This is a genomic window from Flavipsychrobacter stenotrophus (assembly GCF_002954265.1).
In the GTDB taxonomy this organism is placed as follows: Bacteria; Bacteroidota; Bacteroidia; order Chitinophagales; family Chitinophagaceae; genus Flavipsychrobacter; species Flavipsychrobacter stenotrophus.
Window position 1 is genome coordinate 820,700 of the sequence record NZ_PPSL01000001.1, and the last position, 25,772, is coordinate 846,471.

The window sequence follows — 25,772 nt, forward strand, 5'->3', positions numbered from 1 at the left end:
AAAATGGTTTTTAAATTATTTTTGAAATGCCGAAAGCCGCCAATTTTTATTTTGGCAGCTTAAGGTGTGGGAACTTTTCCTCAATGAAAGGACGTGCAAGAATACCTGCAACCATCCCGAGAATCCAAGGCAGAAATTTTTTAAGTTTTCGCATAAAAAAATGGTTTTGTTTGTACCGTATTGGTGACCCAAATTTTCATGCGAAATCACTAGACTTCCAACAGGAGCGTTTGTTTATTTAGAAATCTTGAAACCGGGTTATAGAGCGCTAACATTTCTCCATAATGCCGAAAGTAAAGCTTGGCGCAGTCCTTGACTATGCTATCGGTAAATTCCCGCTCTGTAAAATTTATTGAGTTTTCTAAACCCTGAATTTTTTTAATACGTTGTTGCCAATTATACACGGTTTTTCGGTCAAAAACCTTGCTACGCTTGATATCATCCCATGTTTGTGTCTTCAAAAGCTGAAAAATCATCTGTACCTGACTTTCCCTCATTTTGTACTTTGCTTTCTCCTTTTCGGTGCTTATAGTGGCATCATGACGGTAGTTCATTTCCTTTACTTTCATGCTGATTTCAGAAGGTACCGGCAGCTTGTCAAATTGGAAATGTGTAAAAAGATGGTTGTGTTTTTTAATGAGAATTTTGAGGAGCGAAAGAGAAAATTTTTGTCGCTGGTCGGTAGTGTCGAAAATGTCAATAAAATCATGCACCTGGACACCATCATCGTCATAGTTCATCTGGTTATTACCATCGGCTGCATCTACTGAATCGACTTTTATAAAGAATTGATGATAGCGGCCCTGCTCCCGGTCGAGAAACTTATTCAGTTTCTTTATCATATAGATGTCTTTTAGCCCGTATTTCTTTTCAAGAAAATAGCGGCAGCGGGTTATTTTGTCTATGCGCTTTATCTGTTGTGGATCATGCACCGGCTGCATGCCGTGAAGGTTTTCACTATCCTTGAAATGGCCTGCAGGGAGGTAATGTGTTTTTGTGACAAAGGATTTTGTATACTTCTTTGATGGTACACCCCAGATATCAACGTACCGTGTTTCAACATCTCTGGCTATGGCATAATTGCTATCTTCCATGATGTAGAAAACAGCACGCCAAAGGGCTTGATATCCTTCTACCTTGTGCTTTTTTAGATGGCGATTAAAAAGATAGGACATGAGCCCTCCCCTTGCTTCCAGTTCGTAACGTAGTATGCGGTCGGCATACAGTTCTAATTCGTCAATGTTATCGTACGACATTTCCAACATGGACATATTCAGGTCGGTAGGCTTATTTATAGCGGCCGTGCCTATTTGTTCACCCCATTTGTCTGCTTTGTCTTTTATCACCCCGGTTAGCGGGTTGTGGTATTCCTTCATTGTGGTTATGATACCATTGCGGCCAGTAGCCCTAAAGTCAGCGCCCTTGTGGTAGATTTTCCAATAGTAGCGAGGGTTGTTGTAAGTGATGGAAGAATCGTATAATACGAAGTCTTTACCGCCCTTTGGTACACGAACTTGTTTCATACTTTCCAGATAAAATAAAGCATCTTCTTTGTTTTGAAATATCTGGTTAAAAGCAATATCCAAGCGGCTGATTTGTACGTCTTCCCATCTGAATTTACCTGCGGTTCCTGCGGTCAGTTCGAAGATCACACGAGTGAATATCATCTTTATGACCTTGTACCAGAACCGAGCACATAAATTTATCATTCCCTGATCATATGGCTTATAGTGTTTCGATGTAAAAGCCGGGATAACTTCTACCACGTTATTAGCAAATAAAAATTTTGGAATTGAGAACTCAAATTTTATCAAATCCTTTTGCTTATCGTGGGTTATCATTATCCCAGTACTGGATGAGGGGATTTTGATTTTTGTATTATAGTTGAAAAAGAAGATAGTGCCGAGTTTTAAGTTCATCCATGCCTCATCGTATTTAATTTCTTTGTTTTCTGATTGTGGCACCTGGACTATTCCCTTACCCTGTTTTTCAAGGTCGGTAACAGCGGCTAATATCAATTCATACTTACTTGCTCTGTGAAGTTTATAAACTACAGTATCCATGTTTTTTTTTAGAATGTGATTAAAAGGGCAAGTCGTCTGTTTGCATTTTTTGAGCGAGACGAAAAATTTTTGCTTTACGGCGGTCGTAGCGAAAGTAAAGGCGGTATTTTCGGGCGTATGCACTATGTTGCTTTGCCCATTTGATATTTTGGTTATTGCAGCGCCAGTGCCAGTAATGGCCGCTCGACTGTTTGTTTGCTAAACGCCAAAATCGGTTTACTGATTTTTCGCATTTGGTATGTTGATGTTCTGGACGAAGAACAGAACCGAGATACATTTTTGTTCGCTTGATGCAACGGTAGTATCGAAGCATTTTTACATTGTCTTTCATGAAAGGATAAAAAGAAAACATATCATTTAAATTATCTACGTATGTCATAATTTCCAATTTTGAAGGTCATGTTTAGTTTTTAGTAAAAATGGTAATGTGTATTGGCGGTAGTACGCGATGACTCCAAGAGTACCGGACACCATAGCCATAAGGGAGGGTGGGAAATCTTGTATCTCCCCGTTTTTCATATCATTGGTAATTTGATATTGAATCTCGGTGCACAGCTTCAAAAGCTGCCACGCGGCCTTTTGCAGTTCGCTGTTTGCACTATCGGTATCGGAGTATGCAAAAAGATCAAAAGGTGCAACTGGTCGGTTAATTTCGTTAAGTTCCATAAAACATAGTTGATTAATTAATAATAACATACAGTTTTTCCGCTGTATTGCTTTGCAGGCAAAGGTTTGATGTGGATATAGTTTTTTGTAAGGTGGGGAAACTTTCCCCGTATTGTGTTGTGTTACATATACACAATACGGGGAAGTTATTAAGAATCTTTTACATAAATAATATTATCAACTGTAGAAGGGTCAATGTCGTTTTGACGCTTGTTTAAAGCGTCTGACAAGCTCATAATTAAAAAATTATCGTTGAGGTGCCAACGGCGATAATTATCGAAAACAAGGCAAAATTCGGTCTGTGTCATAATCGTTATGGGTTAGCTAATACGTCTAATGTTTCCAACGCATCTGTAAAGGAATCTATCATAGCCTGATGATGTGAATACACAGGCAGGACATTAGTTTCTTCTTTAGGTGTAATTTTCTCCAAAAGAAAAAGCTGAGCACTAAGTACTAAGTGAGCATATTTGTATGCCCACAATCTTTCTTGATTTGTCATTGAAAAGATTTGCGAACGAGTTCGGTTAACTTATCTTGGTTTTCCATCATCATTGTTATGACTGCATCGACAGAAACCGGAGGGCAATGTTTTCTTTTTGTTTTGCGCAGCTTTCTTTCAAGCTTGGAAACGTAGCGGCGGGAATAACGACAGTCTTCGTATTGAATATGAACACGATGAGTGAACCGAGGAAATAGAAATCGTACGAGGTACGGGATTTTTAAACGCATAGAATGGATTTTATGAGTGTGAAGAATTACGAACTATGACCTGTTTAGATGGTGAATACATCTTGCTGAATTGTTGGTCACCTTTACTAAACAAAGTCCAATAAGTGCCATCTGATTTGCGGTCATTTATCAAACAGAAATAAAGACGGCCATATTTAACCAACATAAATTTGTCTCCTTTTCGGAGGTCGGAAATGCGTATCTTATAGTGTTTAGACATGGCCACCAAGATTTTGAAGGTCATTCAATTGGTCATCGATGAAGAGAATTAGCATCTCACCAAATTCCAGGTGAACAAACTTTGAAGCGACATGCTTAAGATCAACGAGCGTATTAATTTTTTCTTCCTCAGAGAAAATCGCCCAAGTTTGGAGAAAGGAGATCATCATTTTACTTGCGTCAAACATATATAACCATTTAATTAGTGACATAAAAAAACCACCTGTAAAGGTGGCTGGTTATCGTTTTTTTAGTAGATTGCTCCCCTACTCTGGTATGTGTTGTAATAAAAAGTCAATGTATTTTGAAATTTTATAAACACGGTGAGCAACTCCCTTAATTGTCTTCTGTGGACACTGCATAAGGTAAGGAACATCAAGGCAACGATCATGTTGCTTTTTCATAAGTAAAAGCTTATCCCGAAGAATCCTTCTATCAGCTTTATTTAAATCCACTTTAGGGCGCATAGCGATATTTTTAATCCATAAACATCGCGTAATTAGTTGATAATCAATGTATTGTATTTTAACACATTAAACAATTATTGTTTACATTATGTTAAGTAGAAGTTGAACGAAAAACACCCCCACCACCCACAGCCATAGATAACAGACAAACACCGTTTCAAATACTCCCACCTATCCTGTACATTTATCAGATGGAAATGGAATACGCATATCCGGATCATTTAACAAGAGCTGAGGCGCTCACCCGTCGTGCAGATAAATTGCATAGCTGGCTGCAGCGCGATGAATACGCTGTGTACCGGGATGAAAATTCTATAGATAATTTGTTGGAGCTGATAGACCTGATCATCTATGCTTTAGAGTACGGACTGCCCGACCCTGAATGGCAACGATTCCGCAGGTCGTTTAAGCTCTGTCACAGAAAGATCCGTGAAGAATTTGAAACTCCTGAGGAACTTGTACAGACCTATAATGCGGTAATTGTAGAATTAAAAATCACGCTGGAGGAGTATAAACTGGCGGTTCAGCTGGCTGCATAAATTCGATATTCAGTCACTCCCCTTCATAAAGATATCCACATTTTGTTAATGGCCATTGCTAAGAAAACGGGGCAAAGTAATTTAGTGCCATGCCCTTTTATAGAATAACAGTAACCGATATTTATGGCCACATCACCCAAGGTGTGCGGCAAGATCATGTAGTAGACATAGGTATGTATTACGAAAAAGCCAAACAAAAAGCTATCACGGCTATGAAGGCGAAATTCAAGACGATTAACGTGGTCATGGTCACCTCCAACTCCGACGATGTAAAAGAGTACATGAAAGCCATAAAGGAAGCCAGGATAAGCATGGCCGCCATGTAAGACTTGCCTGATAGTCAACTCCTCCACGCTAAAAGATATCCACATTTTGTTAATGTACTTTGCCGGTAAGAGCCGCCGTTGTAATTTGCTGCCGAAAGTGTCATTTACCCTGCGTAGATCAATGGCTTCTCATTAATTAGCACCTGTACTATGAAAAAAAGTATTTTATTACTCCTTTTAGCATCGGCCTTGCTACCCTCGTGCTCAAAGTTCGGTTCGTGGCCTGCGCTCAAACCAGCTAATGTAATGACCATCAACTTTCTGGGTGTTACTTACACAGATAGTGCTCCGGGTAAAAATCCGCCCATATTTACGGTTGTTAACGGTTCAGATCCTTATTACTCCAAATATCACAAGGTTAGTCTGCCCGATTTTTACTTGCCTGATTGCAGGATTGGGATGGATGGAAAACGCCCTTACACCAAGGCCAATGCCGTGGTAGACACTGGGTTGTATAATGTGGGTGTAACAAGCGATAGTCTGGGCAATACGATCAGTAGATATGGTGATGCGCAGCTAAATATAGGTGGAAGCTATAATCCGGAAAACACATACAACGCCTACCCCGACTCAGGCAGTTCGTGGATCCATGTTACAAAAGCCGACTACAAGGAAGTTACAGGTACGATCAATATAAAAATGTATCGGGAATCTGATAGCGCTATTACCTACTTAACCGGTTCGTTTCACTCTTATAAATAACAACTGGCGGAAAATTGCAGAAAAACTGCGGAAAACTGCGGAAACTGGCGGTTTTAACAAATGGCTGTGATCCTTATCCACAGGCGCATACATAGGAAACGCCCTCAAAAAAACTGCCGGAAACGCAAAAAAACCACCAATGGCGGAAATGTGTATCAATAATCGATCATAGCCGAACTTGCCTGCCGAAAAAAGGCAGGTTGTCGAATTGCCAAATTATTCCCATTCCCTTTCGCTAAATTTACACCCTGATGAATAAAACAGTACTGGAAGAGCAACTTAAGTCATTAAACGACATAAACTACAAGGGCGATGAGTCGTTTTACAAGCTCAGCAACTTTGTGGTCAACTTTATTACCCTTATCAGGCAGCAGGAAGATGAGCTGGAATGGACCCGTGCAGCCGCATTCGAAGTGCATAAAGAAGACATAAAGCGCCGTAAATCCAAGAGTCAGGCCACCTTTCAGAAATTTAAGAGATCCCTGGTCACCGATCTGGAGATAATGCTTACTTACAATCATATTTAACACATAACTATTATGAACAAGCGCGCCGTATGGATATTATTGCTACTTACGGCCCTTGTGGCAGGTGTGCTGATGTATATGCAGCATACGGTGCATACTGCCCTTGGCACCTTAAATAACGCGGTAGACAGCAGCAACCACAGCATTGATAGTGCCAACCGGCATACGCTCGATTCCCTTAACCGGGCGCACGATGATATAGAAATGAAGCGGACCGAACTGCAGCAACGAATGGAAAATGACCGCAAGGATACTGTAAACAAGAAACCATAAAACAACCGACTCAGGCAAAACACTTTATGTATTACTACCCTTTCAGATGCACATTCTGATCTAAATAAATTGCATATCTTTATTACACAATCACTATTATATGCGTAACCTCTTACTATCCGCAATACTGGGCCTGGCAATCTTTACCGGCTGCACTAAGGCTTCACATACCACCACTACCAAACACTCTCAACGGTACAGCAGCTTCAATTTTACCTTCAACGGTACTACTTATAGCAACAGTGCCGTAGACACGCCCACAACTGTATCTGCAGGCAATGATGTTACAGAATTGTACACCGGAGATTCGGCAGTATCTGTGCGTGCCCTGTTTCTGTACTTTGCCGGCCCAAAATACTCACTATACCTGCAGGCCAAAAAGATGGATCCGATAGATCATGTGGGCAAATACCTTATCGGTGAGGGCTATGATAGTACCACCCAATATTCATTCTCTTATGGTAGTGCAACCATACAAGGGTTTACCAATAGAGAAAATTATTATTATAACTACGGCGATAATGGCACTTCATACATAACGGTTACCGAATATGCTCCCCACGAAATAAAAGGAACATTTGTACTGCAATGCGCTGAGACCGGTTCGTCCACAATATATCCCGTTACCGGTGATTTTGATATTATAATGCCTTAAATGATTCACAAGTGATAAGTACCATAATCGACAAACACAACACCGTACCCTATGCACCACAAAATAAATTAATGTTATACCTTTAGTCTATATTTTCTCCCCTATGCGTATCGCACTCATATTTATAACCTTGGGCATCCTGTTAACCATTCCTGGCTGTACTAAATTTAGCCATACCTCCACTACGGTACATACCCAGAAATACAGCACTTTCAACTTTATATTCGATGGCACTGCCTATAACAATAGCCTCAAAGATTCGCTCAGCAGCGTATGGACCACAAGCAATATCTCTAATATTTACATGGGCGGTGTGCCGGTTCCTGTCCGTGAACTGAATATATCGTTCTATAACAACAGGTATTCGCTTAACCTGGTCGGGAGAAAATTCTCAGTGGGGAGCCCGACGGGTATATATAAGATAGGTGAAGGTATAGACAGCGCCACGCATTATCCCTTTACATACGGGCAGGCTACCATTACCGGCTTTAACAACAGGGAGAACAATTATAGCAGCGTTACTGATACTAATTCATCATACATCACCGTTACAGAAGCAGAACTTCACAAGGTGAAAGGATGGTTCGTATTAAAGTGCGAGGACTATTCTCATAACGTTTCTCACACTGTTACCGGCGATTTTGATATTATTATCCCCTAAAAATGACTTTTCATATGTACAGGTTGTTATTGTGTATAGTACTGCCTGCTATTTTTTGTAGCTGTGCCGGCAGGCATTATAAGGTGAGTGATACCTATGCCCGCTATGGCCTGGTTGGTCATCGGTTGAACTTATGGCCTGATGGAAGCGGTACCTGGTATGTAAGCGGCTGCCTCGATGGGCGGGAAACCAAATGCACATGGATGGAAAAAGACAATCGGGTAGTTATTTTTCAACAAAGTGATAAGCAGGACACAGGAGGTATCAATTTGTCCATCCTTATGACTGGCAAGGTGAAAAAGGAGAACATAGTCCTGATCTCTACGTCAAATAAGTCGAAACTGGTGCTCTGGCGCGAACATTTGGATGTATTTTCAGCATTGCAATAGAACACCTTATTCAACGAAAAAATGTTCCTTTTCAAATTAGACAGTTTAGCCTGAGATTGTATCTTTAACCCTTATTACCATACTATGCGCAACAAAATACTGATCTTTTCCTTAGGAGTAACCTTGATTGTAGGGGCATGTACTAAGCAATCTCACACAACTACCACAACAACAGATAAGAAATATAGTACTTTTAATTTTACATTTGACGGGACAACCTATAATAATAGCCTAAAGAACTCAAACAACCATATGGGTTGTTCCAATTTCATTTCCGGTATCACTTTCGGTTCCGCCGATAGATTGATGAGAGAATTCAGGATCAACGCCTTTAACGATAGTTTTTCGGTGACGATCTATGCAAAAAAGTTTGACACGGCCGTTTTAACTGGCCGCTATAGAATTGGTGATGGTATTGATAGCGCCACGCAACTTCCTTATAGCTATGGGATGGGAAGAGTGCTAGGGTTTACCAGAAAAGAGAACAGTTATAAAAATGCCATAGATACCACTTCTTCTTATCTGACCATTACGGAGTATAATTCGCATGAAATAAAAGGAACTTTTGTTCTTAAATGTCAGGATTCTATCGCAGACCATAATATGAGCGGAGATTTTGACCTGATTACTCCTTAGGTACATTACTTCTAAGACTTCACTGTCAAAATATTACCGCTTAGCGTAGCCGTATAGGTAGTTAACGCACTTGGTGGTGGCCCACTGATCACAGCGCCGGTAGAGCTATTAAAAACACCGCCATGGCACGGACAAACCACATTGGTACTGCTGGCATCATAGTTTACCGCACAACCCTCGTGGGTGCAGGTAGCAGATAAGGCCACAAACAAAGTAGCGCTCTTTCTAATAACGATCACACCGTTGGCGGTTAAGGCACCACCTACAGCAGTTAGTGTAGAGTTGGCGGAGTTGGTGAGGTCGAGAGTGAAATTGACGTTAGTTGGTCCGCTATTACTGCTTTTGGTGCAGCTCTGTATAATGCCAACCGGCAATAGGCCCAATCCACAAACAGCCAATGTATTCTTCAGAAAATCTCTCCTTTCCATATCAACAATATAAGATGTATAAAGTTATGGTTTAAAACGCTTCGTGGCGTTTGGTATTGCCAGTCAGTTAATATTTAATTGATACACATGGAAGAGAAATACAGGGTATGAGCAAATACAATCGACCATTTATTGGGTAAGTCGCTTCAGGTATCATTCTTAAATGACTGAAAAACAATGTTTTAGACTATGCATTTAAAAAAGAAAAGGAGCCAAACACAATGTGCTTGGCTCCCCTGTTTTTTATTTCATCGCTGAATTAGCGGCGGTAATTACTTTGATTGATTATTTTCTTCAATAAATTACCTGCAGTTACCAGGTGCGTATCAAAGTCGGCATTAGGGTTATCCCTTACCAGCCTGCGACACAAGATCATAAACTCAGATGTGGCCTTGGTCTGGTCGGTTGGTATCCGGTGCTTTTCCAGTGTGGCACGGTAAAGACGGCTTAAATATTCATCGCTCATATAAACGAATGTAGTAAAATATTAGCAAAACTGAAAATATTTTTTCATATTAATATTATACGATCATCTGTAGCGGCACGAATTTTAAAACTATTAAATATTATCTTAGCTCCCAATCAGATCATAAACAACATCTTATGCAATATAATGAAGAAGTGATAGTGGACATTGTTACCGAGCTTATCTGCCCTATTCATAACACCCACCCGAATAACTTAGCATTCCGTAATGGCCAGATCTATGTAGATTGCTGCTGCCCAGATTTCGGATTACTCGTAAATAAGGAAATGAAGCACCAGGTAGAGATGCAAGAATTGATCTATGATATTCTATCCCGCAATGGTAAGCGGGAAGAGTTCCCTATAGTAGAAGAAAACTAGAAATAGCTTTATATATATGTTATTAATATACTGTTAATCAGTGTATTATCAAAGATGAAATGTCGCTTGTACTACAAGACAAATAGTAAACGAGACAACCCCTGAAAAGCAGAAGAGTGGACCGAAACCGATCCACTCTCCGATAATATATACTTCAAGCAGGGGTAACGAACCGCTACTATTTGTACACATCCTGCCATCTTAATTCCTTTATGAAAAAGCGCGATGGCCTTTCCCAATCGTTAGCGCGGTAACCATCCAGATCTTTGAATTCAAAATATCTGTTATCCATAGTTACTACCTTGTTCAGGTGAAACTCATTGTCCACATGGCGCTCAGCAGCCTCATTATCTTCAGAGAATGAATAGGTAAGATAGTTACGGAAGCTGATATCAGATTTGCTGCGGCTCACATATACATTGCAGAAATTGATCACTTCCGGCTCTGTATTACGGTCCGTTACATCGAAGAAGATATTGGCCGTAAGGTTATAAAATGCCTGGGTGATGTATGATTTCGGAGGAATGAACGTCACACGCTCGCCTTTTACCAATGATTCGCGGCTGATCTTTACGTGGTTGGTGGTTGAATAGTACTCATTGAATACATCCAGCCAATCCAGTCCGTAACGGTCGCCATAAGTAATGTAGTTGCTGGCATATTTGTTGGTGTAATAGCTCATGCGCTTACCATTGTTGATCATGGCACTCTTCTTCCAGTCTAAATACATAGGCTGATTGGTCTTGTTCCAGCAGAGGAAAGACATTACGCCATGCTCTGCCCAAAACCAGTAAACCACCTTTATATCTTCATTTTCGTAGGTGTAGAAGTGGTTTACGCTGTGAATGTCTTCACTTGAGGGTGATACGTAGACAACCTGTGTAAACCTGGAACAACTACCCAACGTAGTAATAACAAGCAATCCAAGAAGTAACTTTTTTAAATTCATACCTGCAACCTTATTTGGGTATAAATATAGGAGGTAATTTGCAGATTTGAAAACAAAACGCCGATATTCGGAAATATAATCTTTGATAGACCCAACGTTCGTGTTACGTAAATAACCACTTCCCCCAAAGCGTTGGCAGAAAAAGCCGATGCTTTGGTTACTTCTCCTTCAAAGCAGGAAAGTGTATGATGTGGTATTATTGACATGGCTGTTGATGAACTTATGATGAATTCCAATAAAATTGACAAAGAAATTGACTACTAATTTGGCAGTCATCTAATTATACCTTGCCTTAAGCCCCCAACCGGATCGAGTATTTATTTCAATTTTCTTAATTGAACTAAATACTATCGATAGATTCTAAATAGTAATTGAAAACCAACTATTTATCAAAATATATTTTATCGAAAATCCAGTCAATATCAACCAATTTTGGCAAATGTTAAGCAGCTTTATGCATGATAAATTATGCTTCTTTGAACATCTGTAATCTGTTGAGGCTCCGATATAAGCCATCCTCAATTTCCACCAACTCGGCATGGGTACCGGCCTCTTTTACACGACCATCTTCCATTACAATTATCTTGTCTGCATTACGTATGGTAGATAACCTATGGGCAATAACGAAAGATGTGCGGTTGCGCATTAGATTCGTTAATGCTTCCTGTACCTGTGCTTCTGATTCCGAGTCGAGGGCAGAGGTAGCTTCATCGAGCAATAATATAACAGGATCTTTCAATATGGCACGAGCAATGGCTACCCTCTGTCTTTGTCCGCCGGATAGTTTTATACCTCTCTCCCCTACCACTGTTTCAAAACCTTCGGGGAAGCTGGAGATAAAGTCGAAGGCATTGGCTTGTTTGGCAGCAGCCATTACTTCGTCACGGGTAGCATCGGGTTTGCCGTATGCAATGTTTTCGTATATAGTGCCGCCAAACAGTAATATGTCCTGCGGCACCAGGGCCATCTGGCTGCGAAGCTGTGATAAAGGAAAATCGGTCGCATCGATACCATCAAATGAGATATGCCCTTTATCAGCATCGTAGAAACGAAGTAAGAGCGAAACGATGGTACTTTTACCGGCACCACTTGGTCCCACAATGGCTATCTGTTCCCCTGCCCAGGCTTCTATACTTATGTCCTTCAGCACTTCCATATTGCTGCGACTTGGATAGCTGAATGCGATATGATCAATAGAAACATTACCTTTTAACTTAAACCTATTTTCTATGTGGTGTTGTTCAACTGACACATTTTCAACCTGTTCTTTCAATAATTCTCTTACTCTTTGAGTGGCACCCAATGTCTTTTGTAATTGGCTGTATAGCTCAGCAAAGCCGGCCATTGTACCACCCACAAAGGCGGTACATATTACAAACTGAGTAAGATCGCCGAAGGATAACACCCCTCGTTGCATGAGTCCGGCACCATACCATACTACCAAAACTATAGCCCCAAATACACTGAACATGAGAAACGAGACAAAGAAACCCCTCATTTTACCATTACGTATGGCCAGTTTCACCATGTTGGAAATACTGTTATCATACCTTTTTATCTCATACCACTCATTAGAAAACGCTTTTACATTACTAATTCCCTGCAGCGTTTCCTGTACCACAGTGCCTGAATCAGCCAGTTGGTCCTGGGCATCTTTAGACAATTTGCGGATACGCTTGCTGAACACTAGTGCTATGACAATGATGAACGGTATTACAGAAAGCATTAATAGGGTCATTTGCGGACTGATATATAAGATACAGCCAATACCAATTATTAATGTAAGAATCCCTCTCAGTATTTCAGCTAGTACAGAGGTGACCGCATCTTCTATTTGCGATACGTCTGCGGTGATCCTGCTCGACAACTCACCCACCCTGCGCTGCCCAAAGAAATCGATAGGCATAATAATAAGGCGCTGATATATTTCCTTACGCATGTCGGCAACCGCATTTTCGCCCACATAGGTAAATAAGTATATGCGCATAAATGAAAAGATCATCTGCAGACTCAATACCGATATCATGACCAGAGCAATTCCGCCCGGCGAAAATGCCAAAGGACCGGTGCCAATTCCATGGGCGCTATCAATGAGTTTTTTGAGCAGGTATGGGAAGGCCATAGTTGTACCACTCGACAGAGCGATGAAGATGAGCCCGACAATGAAAGTGCCTCTATACGGCTTTAAATATTTGAATATGATGAGTGATTCCTTAAAAGCTTCTTTACTGAATTTGACTTTTGGGGATTCTTCCGCCGGTATTTCTCTTCTTCTTGCCATCTGAATATTAAAACTAATATTATTAAAAGTGCTGCGAAGATACAGATACGAAATGCGAATGAAAATTGATTTCGGTAATTGAGGTATAAATGTCGGTAGGTAGTTAAATTAAAACTCAAAAGTGAAAACTCAAAAGTGGTTCTTACATTGTTTCTGCTTCATATGTTTGCGTCAATAAAACCCGAATTGAGCCATTAAGCTATTTTGCCATTGAGCCATTCATTAAACACCTTATCTTTGTCATCCCAACAATGAAACGATCTATACGCATACAAAGGTTGATAGCCGCTATCGGCATCATCCTCTTCCTTGGTAAAATTCTGGCCTGGTATCTTACTCACTCCGTTACAGTGCTCACTGATGCACTGGAAGGGATAGTGAATGTAGTAGCCGGCTTCCTGGGACTGTATAGTATAACCCTTGCGGCAAAACCGCGGGACCCCAATCACCCTTTCGGGCATGGAAAGGCGGAATTTATATCGGCTGCCGTGGAAGGAACGTTGATAACACTGGCAGGTATCTTCATTATATACGAAGCCATAGACCACCTGATCACCCCACATGAACTGGAGAAGTTGGATATCGGATTGCTGATCGTTGCTGCATCGGGACTGGTCAATTACCTGATGGGTTTTTATGCGGCCAAGCAGGGAGAGAAGGAAAACTCAATGGTATTGGTATCGGCCGGTAAGCACCTGATGACCGATGCGTATTCGGGGATAGCTATTATAATAGGTATTACCCTACTCTTACTGACCAAGAATAAGTATATGTGGCTGGATAGTGCTGTAGCACTCTGCTTTGCAGTGATCATTGTAATAACGGGTTATAAGGTTGTGCGCAGGTCTATATCGGGTATAATGGACGAGACCGACATGGGCCAGTTGCAGCAGGTGATAGATGTACTGCAGGAAAACAGGCAGGCGCCATGGGTAGATATTCATCACCTTAGGGTACTGAACCATAGCGGTCGTATGCATGTGGATGCACACCTTACTGTGCCTAATTATTACACAGTACTTGAAGCAGGTAAGGAGATAAAGAATATAGATACGCTGATCAAGTCAAAATTCGGGCAGGAAGTAGAAGTGTTTATACAGACCGAGGGATGCAAGCCGAAGCAATGTCATATATGCGGTGTAGATAATTGCCCTATACGTTCTCATGCCTTTGAACACCAGGAGAAATGGGTGCTGGAGAACATATGGAAGGAGCATCGGCATGGTGTGGTTGCGGTTGCTTAGTACCCTGCGTTGAGCGAGGGGCAACTAGCCGTTAAATAAGTTGTCACCATAGCGGTATACATAAACTCCACACGAAAGTGGCTATTAGGGAAATTATGTTTTGTTATAGATACCATATTTCCATAGCGACTATCAATACTCTTAACAAATAAAAGAACTGCAAGAGAAGCTCTTGCAGTTCAAACAATTACTTAGTTTGTCAATCATTTCAATAAATCCACACATTCCTGAAGCGTTATCATTTGCTGCGCTCCTGTTGCAAAGTTCTTAAGACTCACCAACTGCTTTTCTCTTTCCTCATCACCCGGCAATATTACATATGCCATTGCGCGTTTATTGGCGTACTTCATTTGTTTATCAAACTTGGCTACGTCAGGGTATAACTCAGCAGCTACACCCGCATCTCTCAGCTGTTTCAATACACTAATGGCATAGCGCTCATTTTCCCCTCCAAAGTTGACCAACATAACTTTAGCACCCGAAGCAAGCTGCGCAGGGAATGCATCCAGCTGCTCCAGAACATCGTAAATGCGGTCTATACCAAATGATACACCCACACCTGATAATCCTTTCAATCCGAACAATCCGGTAAGATCATCATAGCGCCCACCGCCACCTATGCTGCCCATCTTCACTTTATCGCTGTCACAAACCACTTCTACAATAACACCCGTATAGTAGTTTAGCCCACGTGCAAGGCTGATGTCTACTTCTATGGTACCACCCCAACCTGCATCAGCGAGACCAGAATAGTAACTTAAAGAAGTACTCAGTTCCCCTATACCTTCCAGACCTATTGGCGTATTGGCCATAAGGGTTGACAGTTGTTCCAGCTTAGCCTGGTTATCACCTGTTATGCTAATGACCTTGCTTATCTGTTCGATGCCTGCATCTTCAATACCTCTCTCTCTCAATTCTTTTGTTACACCATCCCAGCCTATTTTATCCAGCTTATCCAGCGCAACAGTAATGTCGATCATCTTCTCAGGCGTACCGCATAATTCAGCCAATGCCGCCAACAGCTTACGACTATTGATCTTGATCTTTACCGGGATCTGTAATTGATGAAATGCAGACTGATAGATGCACAATAGTTCTGCCTCATTGATCAGAGAAGTGCTCCCTACAACATCAGCGTCACACTGCCAGAACTCGCGGTAACGCCCCGCTTGTGGACGATCGGCCCGCCAAACAGGCTGCATCTGATATCTTCTGAAAGGGAAAGCCAGTTCATTCTGATTCATCACCACATAGCGGGCAAAGGGGATAGTAAGATCATAGCGCAATGCACGTTCTGTAACTACAGGTGACGAGTATGGCCTACTTAATACCTTATCCCACTCTTCATTTAGTTTTACTTTATCCTGTTCCTTTTTCTCGTGCAAGCCATTATTTAGTATTTTAAATATCAACCTATCACCTTCTTCACCATACTTTCCGGTAAGAGTCACCAGGTTTTCCATTGCAGGCGTTTCCAATGGTTGGAAGCCATACAATTCGAAAATATCACGAAGGGTATTAAGTATATATTGGCGCTTACGGACTACAACGGGAGAAAAATCTCTTGTACCCTGCGGAATTGATGGTTTAGACATTGGTTATTATTTATACTTTTCTATTATTGCGTTACATGTTTCGTCTATTAGTTGGTATACCGGAAGGTAACCACTTTCGTCGCCGTACCAGGGATCGGGAACAGACTCATTTTTACCCGGATGAAGTTCATTAAGGAAATATTTAACCTTACTCATCTCGGCATTCCCAGCGATCTTCCTAATATCTGCCACCACATCTCCTGCAAAAGCATATATCACATCATAAGTATCAAAATCATTCTTTGTAAATGTTCTTGCTCTTTGCCCCGATATATCTATGCCATGCTCCAGGCATACTTTCTGTGAATATTTATGTGGAGCCTCGCCCGTATGATAAGAATTGGTTCCTGCAGACTCCACCGTCCAATCTAAGCCGTGCTCCTTCACTTTGTGCCTCAATACGCCCTCTGCTATTGGCGACCGGCATATATTGCCAAGGCAAACCATTAATATTTTCATTGCAGCGCAAAGCTAATAAAAACAGAGGTGACTTAATTATAACCCTTCAATGGCGAATCCGGCTCATTAAGGAAATGCTTGTAGACCATATTATCTGCCAACGACGGAAACAGCTTATTGATCAACACCGTCAATTTACCTTGTCCCGTCATCACGATCGTACGCTTTCTCTTGTCTATTCCTTTTAATATAATAGACGCACACTCTTCTGCACTCATCAACTTGCTTTCATCCAGGGGTGTTTCCTTCTGGGCATGGCCGTCTGCACCTCGCGCTACGTTACGAATGTTAGATGCGATAAAGCCCGGGCATACCCACATTACATTTACACCGGTATGCAACAACTCAGTACGCAATGATTCCATAAATCCTTGCATAGCAAACTTGGAGGCTGAATAGCCAGTACGGCAAGGTAATCCTCTGAATCCTGCTATACTTGACACTGCAGCAATAGTACCTTTTGATTTTTTAATAGCAGGTAACGCATACTTACTACAGTATACTGTACCCCAGAAATTGATATCCATTAGTTCTTTCAACACCTTCAGATCTAATTCTTCAAACAATGCCCGCATACTTATCCCAGCATTGTTGATCAGTACATCTATCCTACCCCACTTCGCTATCACTGCTTCCATCAAGGCTATGCAATCTTGTTCAATACTTACATCGGCCTTAACACAAAGCAGGTTTTTATCTGTAGCGCCAAACCCAGCCTGTAGTTTCTGCGCGTCACGTCCGCAAACTGCAACAAATGCTCCCTTACTCAGGGCATCCTGAGCCAAAGCCTTGCCAATGCCCGATGAACCGCCTGTGATAACATATACTTTGCCGCTATAAGATGACATGATGATCGTTTTTAAAAGTGCTGCAAAGGTAATTTTCATGTTCGTAGTTCAATCAAATTCTATGGCCAAATTGTAGCATGCAAAAATATTTTTTTGAAAATGTTTTAAATTATGAACACTGTTTAGTAAATTTGCACTGTAATTATAACGATATGGGAATTAGTGAAAGAAAGGAAAGGGACAGACAAGAAATGCGCGGCAAGATAATTGACGCGGCAATATCTATGTTTCTCACTGAGGGTTATGAGAAGACTTCCATTAGAAATATAGCGGAGAAAATAGAATATAGCCCGGCCACTATTTACTTGTACTATAAGGATAAAGACGAACTACTATACGAAGTACAGAAGCAGGCATTCGAAAAACTGGAGTTGGAATTTGAGGCCAAAGTCACGAGCAGCGACCCGATGGAGCGCCTCGAACAACTTTGCTATACATACGTGAGATTTGGCAAGAACAATAAGGAAATGTATGACCTTATGTTTATGATGAAAGCACCAATGAACTGTGTGGATGAAGATGAAACATGGAATAATAATACCGACTCTTTCGACTTCCTGGTAAAGTGCCTGACCGATTGTATGGAAAAGAACCTATTACGGTTTGACAACGTGATGACTGCAGCACTATCAGTTTGGGCTATGGGTCATGGACTGGTTTCACTAGACGTAAGCTGCCGATTCAAAGCTATGCAAATGGATGAGGTAAGTATTAATGCAGCTATTGAACAAGCCATTGGCCAATACCTAAAACTGATCAAAGCGTAACAATTCGACTTTTATCGCATAAAAGAAAAAGAAAAATTCATATTTTTTTTGCCACCACACTAAACAGTGTTCATTATGTTAACAATGATAAACAAAAGGGTAGCTATAATATTGCTACTGCTATTCACTGCACATTCATGGCAGAGCAAGGCTCAAAGTCAGCTAGATGCCTACATTCAGGAAGGTTTTAAGAACAATCAGGGACTGCATCAGCAAAGCATCCAGCTAGAGCGATCGCTACTCGCATTGAAAGAAGCAAAGTCGCTTTTCTTACCCAACATTAGTTTGCTGGGTACCTACACAAAAGCCAATGGTGGTAGAACCATAGATCTGCCAATTGGCGACCTCATGAATCCCGTGTATGCTACACTCAATCAACTGACCAACAGCAACAACTTTCCGCATATTGACAACCAGTCAATATTGCTTAACCCCGACAACTTCTATGATGCTAAGTTCAGAACCTCTTTACCACTCATCAATGCAGAGATCTGGTACAACCAGAAAATAAAGAAGGAACTGATCACTCAGCAACAGGCGGCGGTGAATGTTTACAAACGCGAGTTGGTAAAGAATATTAAGTCTGCTTACTACCAATATTACCAGGCAGGTAAAGCAGTAGCTATTTACAACAATGCCCAGTTACTGGTAAAGGAGAACATTAGAGTAAATGAAAGCCTGCTGAAAAATGGTGTCAGGAATAATACAGCCCTCACCCGCTCACAAACCGAAAAGCAAAAGATAGAGGCCGCCATAACACAGGCTAGTAACAATCAATTGAATGCTAAAGCCTATTTCAACTTCCTGCTCAACCGTTCATTGACATCAGACATAATTATCGACACAACTTATTTCAGTAAACAAGAAAGTGTAAATACCACTTCAACCAACACTAGAGAAGAGCTGGTGCAATTGAACACCGGCATAGCAGCCTACAAGCTTGCAGAGAAGATGCAAAGGTCTTACCTCGTACCAAAGCTCAATACCTTCCTCGACCTGGGCTCACAAGGTTTCAACTTTGATTACAATTCAAAGACACAATACTATATATGGGGCGTAAACCTGCAATGGGATCTATTTGCAGCAGGCAAGAACCGGTACAAAAGCCAGCAGGCCAAAACAGATGTTGCCTCTTTGCAAGCGCAGTATAGCCAAACGGAGCAAGCGTTGCAACTGCAAACAGAGCAATCACTCAACAATTACAATACTGCACTATCCAACTACAACAGTGCAAAAACGCAGCTTGCCCTCGCCAACAAATACTACAATGACCAGTTGAAAGTATATAAAGAAGGACAACTGCTCTACATAGAACTGCTGGATGCTCTTAATCAACTGACCAATTCAGAGTTGCAATTATCACTGGCACAAGCCAATGTGCTAACTGCAGCGGCTGAAATAGAACGTAATCAGGCAGCGTATCCCATAAACTAAACTTCAACCATTTTCAAAAACGATCATTAAACACACATATATGCAGACCATAAAAACAATACTCGTCATAGCTGCAATTCCATTTATAATGGCATCTTGCTCTACAAAAAAAGAAGCTGTGAAAACAGCTGATACAGACATAATACCGGTTAAAGTAATGAACCTGGCACCTACAACAGGAACAGCATCAATAAATGTGTCCGGCCAGTTCACTACAGATGATGAAGCATACCTGTCTTTCAAAACAGGTGGCATCATCAACAAGATATATGTGCGGGAAGGTGACGCCGTGCAGCAAGGTCAGCTGCTCGCAACACTCAATATGGCTGAAATAAATGCACAGGTGGAACAGGCGCATATAGCGTATGAAAAAGCCACCCGCGATTATCAGAGGGTAATGAACCTGTATAAAGATAGCGTAGCCACACTGGAACAAACACAAAATGCAAAGACCGGTATGGACCTGGCCAAACAACAGGTAACATCTGCTGAATTCAACCGAACCTATTCTGAAATAAGAGCACCAAGAAGTGGTTATGTATTGCACAAAATGATGAATGAAGGACAACTGGCTTCTACAGGCAATGCTGTATTTCAGATCAATGGTGCAAAATCGGGCAACTGGATGTTGAGAGCTGGCGTGAGCGACAAAGAGTGGTCGAACATAAACCTGAATGACAAAGCTGAGATTACAATATCGGCACTCAACGGCAAGACATATAGTGGCGTAGTGAATCGCAAAGCTGAAGGTGCAGATCCGCTTACAGGCGCCTATGCTGTGGATATAAAATTCAGCGGAGACAAGCCGACGAACATAGCAGCAGGTATGTTTGGTAAAGCAGTGATCTCACCTGAAAGAAAAACTACAGGCACTGCATCTTCATGGGCAATACCTTATGATGCATTGCTGGACGGGGACGGCAGCAACGGTTACGTATTTATAACTAACGACAACAAAACAGTACAGAAAATAAAAGTAACTGTCAGCAGCATAGAGAAAGATCAGGTGATCATCAGCGACGGATTGCAAAATGCCACCGCATTGATTATTAGTGGCAGTGCCTATCTAACCGAAAAGAGTGCGATCAAGGTAGTGGGTGATGCTGTAGTTACAAACCGGTAATAACAAAGCATGAAATAAGGGCGTAAAACCTGAAAAAAAAATGCTTAAGCCTACATCTATATGTAAAAAAACTTTGGTAGAGACGCATAATTGCGTCTCCAAAGTGACTGTTTACATCAAGATAAACATAACCGATGCCGTAAATTATTATCACCAACACTTGTCGAAGCGTCTCGCTTCGTCCTAAAGCAGGCAAGCGTCTCGCTTACGAAATATCACAATTCATTTATAAAAACAACACAATGAAGATATCTGATTACGCCGTCAAAAATTACCAGTTCACGCTGGTCATTTTTATCATGATCATAGTATTGGGATTGTCCACAATACTCAGTATGCCGCGGTCTGAAGACCCCGAAATGCATGCACCAATATACCCGGTGGTTATAGTCTACCCAGGCACCAGTCCTAAGGACATGGAAGAACTTGTAGTAAAACCATTGGAAAAAGAAATAACAGGACTCGATAACATTAAGCGCGTCCGCAGCTCTATTGGCGATGGTGTTGCAGTACTACGTGTAGAATACAAATACAGCAGCAATGTAGAGAACAAATTCCAGGAGCTGACCCGTGTTGTGAATAACAAACGCAATGAACTGCCAGCAGACATTCTTAGCCTGGAGGTACAGAAGTTTCAGCCATCTGATGTGAACATTATACAGGTGGGACTGATCTCTGAGAATGCACCTAGAGAAAAGATGAAGTACTATGCGGAGAAGCTGCAAGACGAATTAGAAAAACTATCTCAGCTAAAAAAGGTAGAGGTTCACGGTCTGCCTGAACAACAGGTGCGCATAGAGCTCGACTTTGAAAAAATGGCCAGGTCGCATATCCCACTTGCTGCAATTATGGGTAGCCTGCAAAGTGAGATAGCTAATATACCGGGTGGCAGCATAGACGCAGGCAATAAAACATTCAACATAAAGACCAGTGGCAACTATCAATCTATCGATGAAATAAAGAACACCATAGTATCTACAGGTAATGGCAACATTGTTTTCCTCAAAGACGTAGCTAAGGTCTATTATGGCTTTGAAGATGAAAAATACAGAACCCGCCTTAACGGCCACAGATGCCTGTTTGTAGTAGCCGCTCAAAAGGAAGGTGAGAACATCACTAAGACAAAATTAGCTTACCAACCCGTAATAGAACAATTCAAAAAGACACTCCCTGCTAACATAGATCTTGTTCAGAACTTTGATCAGGCCGACAATGTGAACAGGCGTCTGAGCGGACTAGGTGAAGACTTTATCATCGCTATATTATTAGTTGCAGTAACCTTGTTGCCACTTGGCTTCCGTCCGGCTTTAATAGTTATGATCTCTATACCGTTGTCATTATCTATAGGTATTGTATTGCTTAACCTCTTTGGCTACAACCTTAACCAGTTAAGTATCGTAGGGCTTGTCGTAGCATTGGGGCTGCTGGTAGATGATAGCATTGTGGTGGTAGAAAATATAGAGCGTTGGATGTTGGAAGGACATACCCGCATGGAAGCAACATTGAAAGCAACCAAACAAATAGGCAAGGCTGTAGTAGGTTGTACCATCATGCTCATCATTGCCTTTATGCCACTGGTGTTCCTGCCCGAAGGTGCCGGTGATTTCATTCGTGGATTGCCTTTAGCTGTTATACTATCCGTATTTGTATCTATGCTGGTATCTCTCACTATCATACCTTTCTTATCTAGTAAGCTATTGAAGAATCATACCGGCCACCCCGATGGAAATATCTTCATGAGGGCACTAAAGAAAATGATACATGGCAGCTACAGTCGCCTGCTCGACAAAGCACTCTCCCGTCCTATCCTTACCATAGTAGCAGCAGTGGTGATATTCGGCGGATCAATGGTATTGTTCAAAGCTGTTGGTTTTAGTTTGTTCCCGTCATCTGAAAAACCACAGTTCTTTATCAACATTACCACACCACCACAATCGAACATGGGCTATACCAATGGTATTGCACAGAACATTGAAGCAGAGCTGAAGAAAGAGCCAATGGTAAAGTATTTTGCTACCAACGTTGGTAAGGGCAATCCGCGTATCTATTATAATGAAATACAGGAAAATGAACGCAGCGACTACAGCCAGATCTTTGTACAACTCGACGAGAATACTGCCCCCGACAAAAAACTGGAGCTAATAGAGAAGCTAAGAGCCAAATGGACTCCATACCCCGGTGCTAAAATTGAAGTGAAGAACTTTGAGCAGGGCCCTCCGGTAGTTGCACCGGTAGAAGTAAGGCTGTTTGGCGAGAATCTGGATACACTGCGTGCTATAGCAGAACGCGTTGAAGTAATGTTACAGAAGACTCCGGGCACTATCTATGTAAACAATCCCGTAAGCTTATTGAAGACCGATATTAAAGTAGCTATCAACAAAGAAAAGGCTCAACTACTTGGTGTGCCTACAGTGAACATTGACAGAACAGTACGTCTGGCTGTAGCAGGTTTCAACATGGGCAAATACACCGATGTAAATGAAAATGACTACAACATATTACTTACTCGTAGCAAAGACGAACGCCCTACACTTGATGTGATAAGTAACCTGCTGGTCAACAACAACCAGGGTGTGGCTATACCCATCAGTCAGTTGGCAGACCTTAAACTTGAGACCTCCCCCATCAACATCAACCACATGGAGAAAAAGAGAGTGGTGTCTGTAAAGGCGAACATTCAGAAAGGTTTCCTGATCGATGATGTCATCAATAACGTTACCGATAAAATGGATAAGATGGGCCTGCCTAAAGGATATAGCTACGAGATGGGCGGTGAAATAGAAACCCGTAAAGACTCATTCGGCGGATTTATGAATATCATCATCGTCACCGTTTTCATGTTCATTGCCATGCTTATCCTCTTGTTCCGCACATTTAAAAGTACACTGATAGTATTGTCGGTAATACCACTGGGTATCGTAGGTGCCGCAACTGCACTTTGGCTTACTGGAAATACCCTATCATTTGTAGCCATCATAGGCCTTATAGCACTTGCAGGTATAGAAGTAAAAAACACCATCCTGCTGGTCGACTTCACTAACCAACTAAGAGAACAAGGCAAGAGCCTTGATGAAGCCATACGTGAAGCAGGTGAAGTAAGATTCTTGCCAATAGTACTCACATCACTCACCGCAATAGGAGGGCTATTACCAATAGCAGTATCTACCAACCCACTTATTGCACCACTAGCTATAGTATTGATAGGCGGGCTAATCAGCTCTACCCTATTATCCAGAATAGTTACACCGGTTGTGTATAAGCTGATGCCGCCTAAGGTGTAAGAGATAATTATGAAAAAATGCAAGGGTCGGATGCAAAACATCCGACCCTCAAAAACCCTCCACTAGTCCGTGTTACTGCGATAAACCAAAGATGCACTCAACAAGTTCTCTATATATACCTGTGTCTTCACTAATAAGTAGGCCTAATTCTATCTTGAATTTTTCCACATTAATGGGAAATGAAATTTCGCAGCAAGCCTTTATAAATCCGGTCTTATCTTTTACGTTATCATTTAAAATATCATTAATTTCCCCGTCATACTTTGTCTCGTTAAACGTAAGTGCATTTTTAGAACAATATTTCTTCAAAATCTCTTTATCATATAAATAATTCTCTATTTCCCATCTATTTAGAATTCGTAAATTACCTCTGCCACTCTTTAGATACAATTGTCTTCTTGTCTCATCAGTATATTTCCCTGAGTCAAAATCCCGATCCTTTAGAATCCATATCTCTAGGTCCGTAAAAACCTTACCAAGAATTGCTATTGCAATCTCTGATCTATGATCCAATTCTGTATTACCACCTGATGAAACAAACAACGTCTCAGAAAATTGTTCAGAAAAAATTTCATTATATATATTAGCATCTAGCCCTTTTTCTATGTTATCACTAACACTGGCTTTGCCCTCGCAATAAATAATTCGCTTTGGTGCAATCAGTCCAGTCAAATCTTCAAGAGCGGTACTAAATATTCTTTGCCAATTTTTTCGGCTCCGTTTTATTGGAACAATTGTCTGGGTTCCAATAAAATAATTTCTTTCTGAAAAGTCTATTACCTGAGATTTGTTTTTTAATTCCTCCTGTAATGCTCTTAGAAATCCGATACTGTGGGTAGCTACCCAGAGTTGGCAATTGTCAGGGATTATTTTTTCAAGTTCTATTATTAATTTCCTTTGTATTGCTGTGTTTAAATGTAACTCAGGCTCATCTATGCAAAAAACTGTATCGTTAAATACTTCTACTTTTATTATAAGATCTATTATGATGTCTAATACTTCTTTTTCTCCAGACGATAAGTTTGAGTAAGGAAAATTCTTTACGTTCTCTTTTTCAAAATAGAATTGACCTTTATTTTCCAAGATATTTCCCAAACTCGAAATTCGTATGTCAAGAACATTTGAAAGTATAAGATTGATTTTATCTAGTAACTCGCTCTTTATTTCATTGCCAGTTTTTGTTCCAGTTGTGTCAAAAGTCGAATAAGCACGTCCAATTAGACGCTTGTAGTTGTTTACTAATCTGCTATCAATGGAAATAGTACTTCCGACGAGATCCTCATCATTCAACATATCAGGTAGACTTTCAATTTGCCGTACATCTATTTTTGAAGTAAAACGATATGCGGTTCGAATATAAAAAGTCTTTCGATCAATAGTCTTTACTGGCGATAATGTCAACTCAATATTTGTATTTCTGTCAAACGCAGGAAGATTTTCTATTGGGACAGCATAATATTCTGATTTTGAATAATATCCCAAATTTTCTTCACCAACCCATCGAACTGATTTCATTTTTTGCTCAAAAGCATCAAATATTGAACTTTTTCCAGAGCCATTGGGTCCCACTAGTGCAATTACTTTTTCAGGTGACGGTCCAAGGTCAATTGTTAAATCGTCAAATCTCTTAAAATGCTTTAAACGTATTCTCTGAACCCTCAT

General features: G+C 41.0%; 27 protein-coding genes. 15 read left to right on the forward strand and 12 right to left on the reverse strand.

What is annotated here, in order from left to right; all coding sequences use genetic code 11:
* Positions 1–209: 209 nt before the first annotated feature.
* The 4 genes from CJD36_RS03720 to CJD36_RS03740 form a co-directional block, all read right to left on the reverse strand.
* Complete coding sequence (locus tag CJD36_RS03720) at positions 210–2,186, reverse strand: phage/plasmid replication domain-containing protein (RefSeq protein WP_133162477.1); 1,977 nt, start codon at positions 2,184–2,186, stop codon at positions 210–212.
* A 252-nt stretch (positions 2,187–2,438) separates the two neighbouring features.
* A complete protein-coding gene (locus tag CJD36_RS03730; protein ID WP_133162478.1) occupies positions 2,439–2,729 on the reverse strand; it encodes a hypothetical protein in 291 nt (96 codons plus the stop codon).
* A 313-nt stretch (positions 2,730–3,042) separates the two neighbouring features.
* A complete protein-coding gene (locus tag CJD36_RS03735; protein ID WP_105037750.1) occupies positions 3,043–3,231 on the reverse strand; it encodes a hypothetical protein in 189 nt (62 codons plus the stop codon).
* A gap of 442 nt (positions 3,232–3,673) precedes the next feature.
* Complete coding sequence (locus CJD36_RS03740) at positions 3,674–3,868, reverse strand: hypothetical protein (RefSeq protein ID WP_133162479.1); 195 nt, start codon at positions 3,866–3,868, stop codon at positions 3,674–3,676.
* A 476-nt stretch (positions 3,869–4,344) separates the two neighbouring features.
* On the opposite strand from CJD36_RS03740, the gene CJD36_RS03750 reads away from it, so the two are divergent.
* The 9 genes from CJD36_RS03750 (at position 4,345) to CJD36_RS03790 (ending at position 8,855) form a co-directional block, all read left to right on the forward strand.
* Positions 4,345–4,686 (forward strand): hypothetical protein, encoded by a 342-nt coding sequence (locus CJD36_RS03750; protein WP_133162480.1) that lies wholly within the window; start codon positions 4,345–4,347, stop codon positions 4,684–4,686.
* An 89-nt stretch (positions 4,687–4,775) separates the two neighbouring features.
* Positions 4,776–5,012 (forward strand): hypothetical protein, encoded by a 237-nt coding sequence (locus tag CJD36_RS03755; RefSeq protein ID WP_105037754.1) that lies wholly within the window; start codon positions 4,776–4,778, stop codon positions 5,010–5,012.
* Between the two features lie 150 nt (positions 5,013–5,162).
* Positions 5,163–5,714 (forward strand): hypothetical protein, encoded by a 552-nt coding sequence (locus CJD36_RS03760; RefSeq protein WP_133162481.1) that lies wholly within the window; start codon positions 5,163–5,165, stop codon positions 5,712–5,714.
* A 251-nt stretch (positions 5,715–5,965) separates the two neighbouring features.
* Positions 5,966–6,241 (forward strand): hypothetical protein, encoded by a 276-nt coding sequence (locus CJD36_RS03765; RefSeq protein WP_105037756.1) that lies wholly within the window; start codon positions 5,966–5,968, stop codon positions 6,239–6,241.
* Positions 6,242–6,253: 12 nt separating this feature from the next.
* Entirely contained in the window at positions 6,254–6,514 is a 261-nt protein-coding gene (locus CJD36_RS03770; protein ID WP_105037757.1) for a hypothetical protein, read from the forward strand.
* Between the two features lie 100 nt (positions 6,515–6,614).
* A complete protein-coding gene (locus tag CJD36_RS03775; protein ID WP_105037758.1) occupies positions 6,615–7,169 on the forward strand; it encodes a hypothetical protein in 555 nt (184 codons plus the stop codon).
* Between the two features lie 103 nt (positions 7,170–7,272).
* Positions 7,273–7,830: a hypothetical protein gene (locus CJD36_RS03780; RefSeq protein ID WP_105037759.1), complete on the forward strand. Its 558-nt coding sequence runs from the start codon at positions 7,273–7,275 to the stop codon at positions 7,828–7,830.
* A gap of 14 nt (positions 7,831–7,844) precedes the next feature.
* Entirely contained in the window at positions 7,845–8,219 is a 375-nt protein-coding gene (locus CJD36_RS03785) for a hypothetical protein (protein WP_133162482.1), read from the forward strand.
* An 84-nt stretch (positions 8,220–8,303) separates the two neighbouring features.
* The gene (locus CJD36_RS03790) at positions 8,304–8,855 is read left to right on the forward strand and encodes a hypothetical protein (RefSeq protein ID WP_105037761.1); all 552 of its coding nucleotides are present in this window, start codon (positions 8,304–8,306) and stop codon (positions 8,853–8,855) included.
* Positions 8,856–8,866: 11 nt separating this feature from the next.
* On the opposite strand, the gene CJD36_RS03795 is transcribed toward CJD36_RS03790, so the two are convergent.
* Together CJD36_RS03795 and CJD36_RS03800 are read right to left on the reverse strand one after the other, a co-directional pair.
* Complete coding sequence (locus tag CJD36_RS03795; RefSeq protein ID WP_105037762.1) at positions 8,867–9,283, reverse strand: QcrA and Rieske domain-containing protein; 417 nt, start codon at positions 9,281–9,283, stop codon at positions 8,867–8,869.
* A gap of 259 nt (positions 9,284–9,542) precedes the next feature.
* Positions 9,543–9,749 carry a hypothetical protein gene (locus CJD36_RS03800; RefSeq protein ID WP_105037763.1) on the reverse strand — a complete coding sequence of 69 codons (207 nt, stop codon included), beginning with the start codon at positions 9,747–9,749 and terminating at the stop codon, positions 9,543–9,545.
* A 137-nt stretch (positions 9,750–9,886) separates the two neighbouring features.
* Between CJD36_RS03800 and CJD36_RS03805 the strand changes: the two genes are divergently transcribed.
* The gene (locus tag CJD36_RS03805; protein WP_105037764.1) at positions 9,887–10,129 is read left to right on the forward strand and encodes a hypothetical protein; all 243 of its coding nucleotides are present in this window, start codon (positions 9,887–9,889) and stop codon (positions 10,127–10,129) included.
* A gap of 178 nt (positions 10,130–10,307) precedes the next feature.
* Here the strand turns inward: CJD36_RS03805 and CJD36_RS03810 are convergent, their stop codons facing one another.
* Positions 10,308–11,078, reverse strand: coding sequence for a hypothetical protein (locus CJD36_RS03810; protein WP_105037765.1), 771 nt, complete (start codon positions 11,076–11,078; stop codon positions 10,308–10,310).
* A gap of 466 nt (positions 11,079–11,544) precedes the next feature.
* Positions 11,545–13,359, reverse strand: coding sequence for an ABC transporter ATP-binding protein (locus CJD36_RS03815; protein WP_105037766.1), 1,815 nt, complete (start codon positions 13,357–13,359; stop codon positions 11,545–11,547).
* 251 nt (positions 13,360–13,610) lie between these two features.
* On the opposite strand from CJD36_RS03815, the gene CJD36_RS03820 reads away from it, so the two are divergent.
* Positions 13,611–14,603, forward strand: a complete 993-nt coding sequence (locus CJD36_RS03820; protein ID WP_105037767.1) for a cation diffusion facilitator family transporter — start codon at positions 13,611–13,613, stop codon at positions 14,601–14,603.
* Positions 14,604–14,806: 203 nt separating this feature from the next.
* Here the strand turns inward: CJD36_RS03820 and hisS are convergent, their stop codons facing one another.
* From hisS to CJD36_RS03835, 3 genes are read right to left on the reverse strand one after another with little or no spacing between them, the layout of a single operon-like run.
* Entirely contained in the window at positions 14,807–16,198 is a 1,392-nt protein-coding gene (hisS, locus tag CJD36_RS03825) for a histidine--tRNA ligase (protein ID WP_105037768.1), read from the reverse strand.
* Positions 16,199–16,204: 6 nt separating this feature from the next.
* Positions 16,205–16,657 carry a low molecular weight protein-tyrosine-phosphatase gene (locus CJD36_RS03830; protein WP_105037769.1) on the reverse strand — a complete coding sequence of 151 codons (453 nt, stop codon included), beginning with the start codon at positions 16,655–16,657 and terminating at the stop codon, positions 16,205–16,207.
* 32 nt (positions 16,658–16,689) lie between these two features.
* On the reverse strand, positions 16,690–17,544 hold the full coding sequence (locus CJD36_RS03835; protein WP_240609286.1) for an SDR family oxidoreductase: 855 nt from the start codon (positions 17,542–17,544) through the stop codon (positions 16,690–16,692).
* A 113-nt stretch (positions 17,545–17,657) separates the two neighbouring features.
* Between CJD36_RS03835 and CJD36_RS03840 the strand changes: the two genes are divergently transcribed.
* From CJD36_RS03840 to CJD36_RS03855, 4 genes are all read left to right on the forward strand, one after another.
* Positions 17,658–18,272, forward strand: coding sequence for a TetR/AcrR family transcriptional regulator (locus CJD36_RS03840; RefSeq protein ID WP_161499198.1), 615 nt, complete (start codon positions 17,658–17,660; stop codon positions 18,270–18,272).
* 84 nt (positions 18,273–18,356) lie between these two features.
* Positions 18,357–19,706 carry a TolC family protein gene (locus CJD36_RS03845; protein WP_161499199.1) on the forward strand — a complete coding sequence of 450 codons (1,350 nt, stop codon included), beginning with the start codon at positions 18,357–18,359 and terminating at the stop codon, positions 19,704–19,706.
* Positions 19,707–19,746: 40 nt separating this feature from the next.
* Positions 19,747–20,829 carry an efflux RND transporter periplasmic adaptor subunit gene (locus CJD36_RS03850; RefSeq protein WP_105037773.1) on the forward strand — a complete coding sequence of 361 codons (1,083 nt, stop codon included), beginning with the start codon at positions 19,747–19,749 and terminating at the stop codon, positions 20,827–20,829.
* A 242-nt stretch (positions 20,830–21,071) separates the two neighbouring features.
* Complete coding sequence (locus tag CJD36_RS03855) at positions 21,072–24,110, forward strand: efflux RND transporter permease subunit (protein WP_105037774.1); 3,039 nt, start codon at positions 21,072–21,074, stop codon at positions 24,108–24,110.
* 72 nt (positions 24,111–24,182) lie between these two features.
* Here CJD36_RS03855 and CJD36_RS03860 read toward each other — a convergent pair whose 3' ends face one another.
* Positions 24,183–25,772 (reverse strand): AAA family ATPase, encoded by a 1,590-nt coding sequence (locus CJD36_RS03860; protein ID WP_105037775.1) that lies wholly within the window; start codon positions 25,770–25,772, stop codon positions 24,183–24,185.

Bases quoted from the DNA above. Each gene is read 5' to 3' on its own strand.
- CJD36_RS03855 (WP_105037774.1), top strand. From the start codon at position 21,072: ATGAAGATATCTGATTACGCCGTCAAAAATTACCAGTTCACGCTGGTC.
- CJD36_RS03790 (WP_105037761.1), top strand. From the start codon at position 8,304: ATGCGCAACAAAATACTGATCTTTTCCTTAGGAGTAACCTTGATTGTA.
- CJD36_RS03860 (WP_105037775.1), bottom strand. From the start codon at position 25,772: ATGAGGGTTCAGAGAATACGTTTAAAGCATTTTAAGAGATTTGACGAT.
- CJD36_RS03795 (WP_105037762.1), bottom strand. From the start codon at position 9,283: ATGGAAAGGAGAGATTTTCTGAAGAATACATTGGCTGTTTGTGGATTG.
- CJD36_RS03755 (WP_105037754.1), top strand. From the start codon at position 4,776: ATGCCCTTTTATAGAATAACAGTAACCGATATTTATGGCCACATCACC.
- CJD36_RS03780 (WP_105037759.1), top strand. From the start codon at position 7,273: ATGCGTATCGCACTCATATTTATAACCTTGGGCATCCTGTTAACCATT.
- CJD36_RS03830 (WP_105037769.1), bottom strand. From the start codon at position 16,657: ATGAAAATATTAATGGTTTGCCTTGGCAATATATGCCGGTCGCCAATA.
- CJD36_RS03815 (WP_105037766.1), bottom strand. From the start codon at position 13,359: ATGGCAAGAAGAAGAGAAATACCGGCGGAAGAATCCCCAAAAGTCAAA.
- CJD36_RS03800 (WP_105037763.1), bottom strand. From the start codon at position 9,749: ATGAGCGATGAATATTTAAGCCGTCTTTACCGTGCCACACTGGAAAAG.
- CJD36_RS03730 (WP_133162478.1), bottom strand. From the start codon at position 2,729: ATGGAACTTAACGAAATTAACCGACCAGTTGCACCTTTTGATCTTTTT.
- CJD36_RS03785 (WP_133162482.1), top strand. From the start codon at position 7,845: ATGTACAGGTTGTTATTGTGTATAGTACTGCCTGCTATTTTTTGTAGC.
- CJD36_RS03835 (WP_240609286.1), bottom strand. From the start codon at position 17,544: ATGAAAATTACCTTTGCAGCACTTTTAAAAACGATCATCATGTCATCT.
- CJD36_RS03750 (WP_133162480.1), top strand. From the start codon at position 4,345: ATGGAATACGCATATCCGGATCATTTAACAAGAGCTGAGGCGCTCACC.
- CJD36_RS03765 (WP_105037756.1), top strand. From the start codon at position 5,966: ATGAATAAAACAGTACTGGAAGAGCAACTTAAGTCATTAAACGACATA.
- CJD36_RS03810 (WP_105037765.1), bottom strand. From the start codon at position 11,078: ATGAATTTAAAAAAGTTACTTCTTGGATTGCTTGTTATTACTACGTTG.
- CJD36_RS03740 (WP_133162479.1), bottom strand. From the start codon at position 3,868: ATGTTTGACGCAAGTAAAATGATGATCTCCTTTCTCCAAACTTGGGCG.
- CJD36_RS03820 (WP_105037767.1), top strand. From the start codon at position 13,611: ATGAAACGATCTATACGCATACAAAGGTTGATAGCCGCTATCGGCATC.
- CJD36_RS03850 (WP_105037773.1), top strand. From the start codon at position 19,747: ATGCAGACCATAAAAACAATACTCGTCATAGCTGCAATTCCATTTATA.
- CJD36_RS03760 (WP_133162481.1), top strand. From the start codon at position 5,163: ATGAAAAAAAGTATTTTATTACTCCTTTTAGCATCGGCCTTGCTACCC.
- CJD36_RS03735 (WP_105037750.1), bottom strand. From the start codon at position 3,231: ATGACAAATCAAGAAAGATTGTGGGCATACAAATATGCTCACTTAGTA.
- hisS (WP_105037768.1), bottom strand. From the start codon at position 16,198: ATGTCTAAACCATCAATTCCGCAGGGTACAAGAGATTTTTCTCCCGTT.
- CJD36_RS03775 (WP_105037758.1), top strand. From the start codon at position 6,615: ATGCGTAACCTCTTACTATCCGCAATACTGGGCCTGGCAATCTTTACC.
- CJD36_RS03845 (WP_161499199.1), top strand. From the start codon at position 18,357: ATGATAAACAAAAGGGTAGCTATAATATTGCTACTGCTATTCACTGCA.
- CJD36_RS03840 (WP_161499198.1), top strand. From the start codon at position 17,658: ATGGGAATTAGTGAAAGAAAGGAAAGGGACAGACAAGAAATGCGCGGC.
- CJD36_RS03770 (WP_105037757.1), top strand. From the start codon at position 6,254: ATGAACAAGCGCGCCGTATGGATATTATTGCTACTTACGGCCCTTGTG.
- CJD36_RS03805 (WP_105037764.1), top strand. From the start codon at position 9,887: ATGCAATATAATGAAGAAGTGATAGTGGACATTGTTACCGAGCTTATC.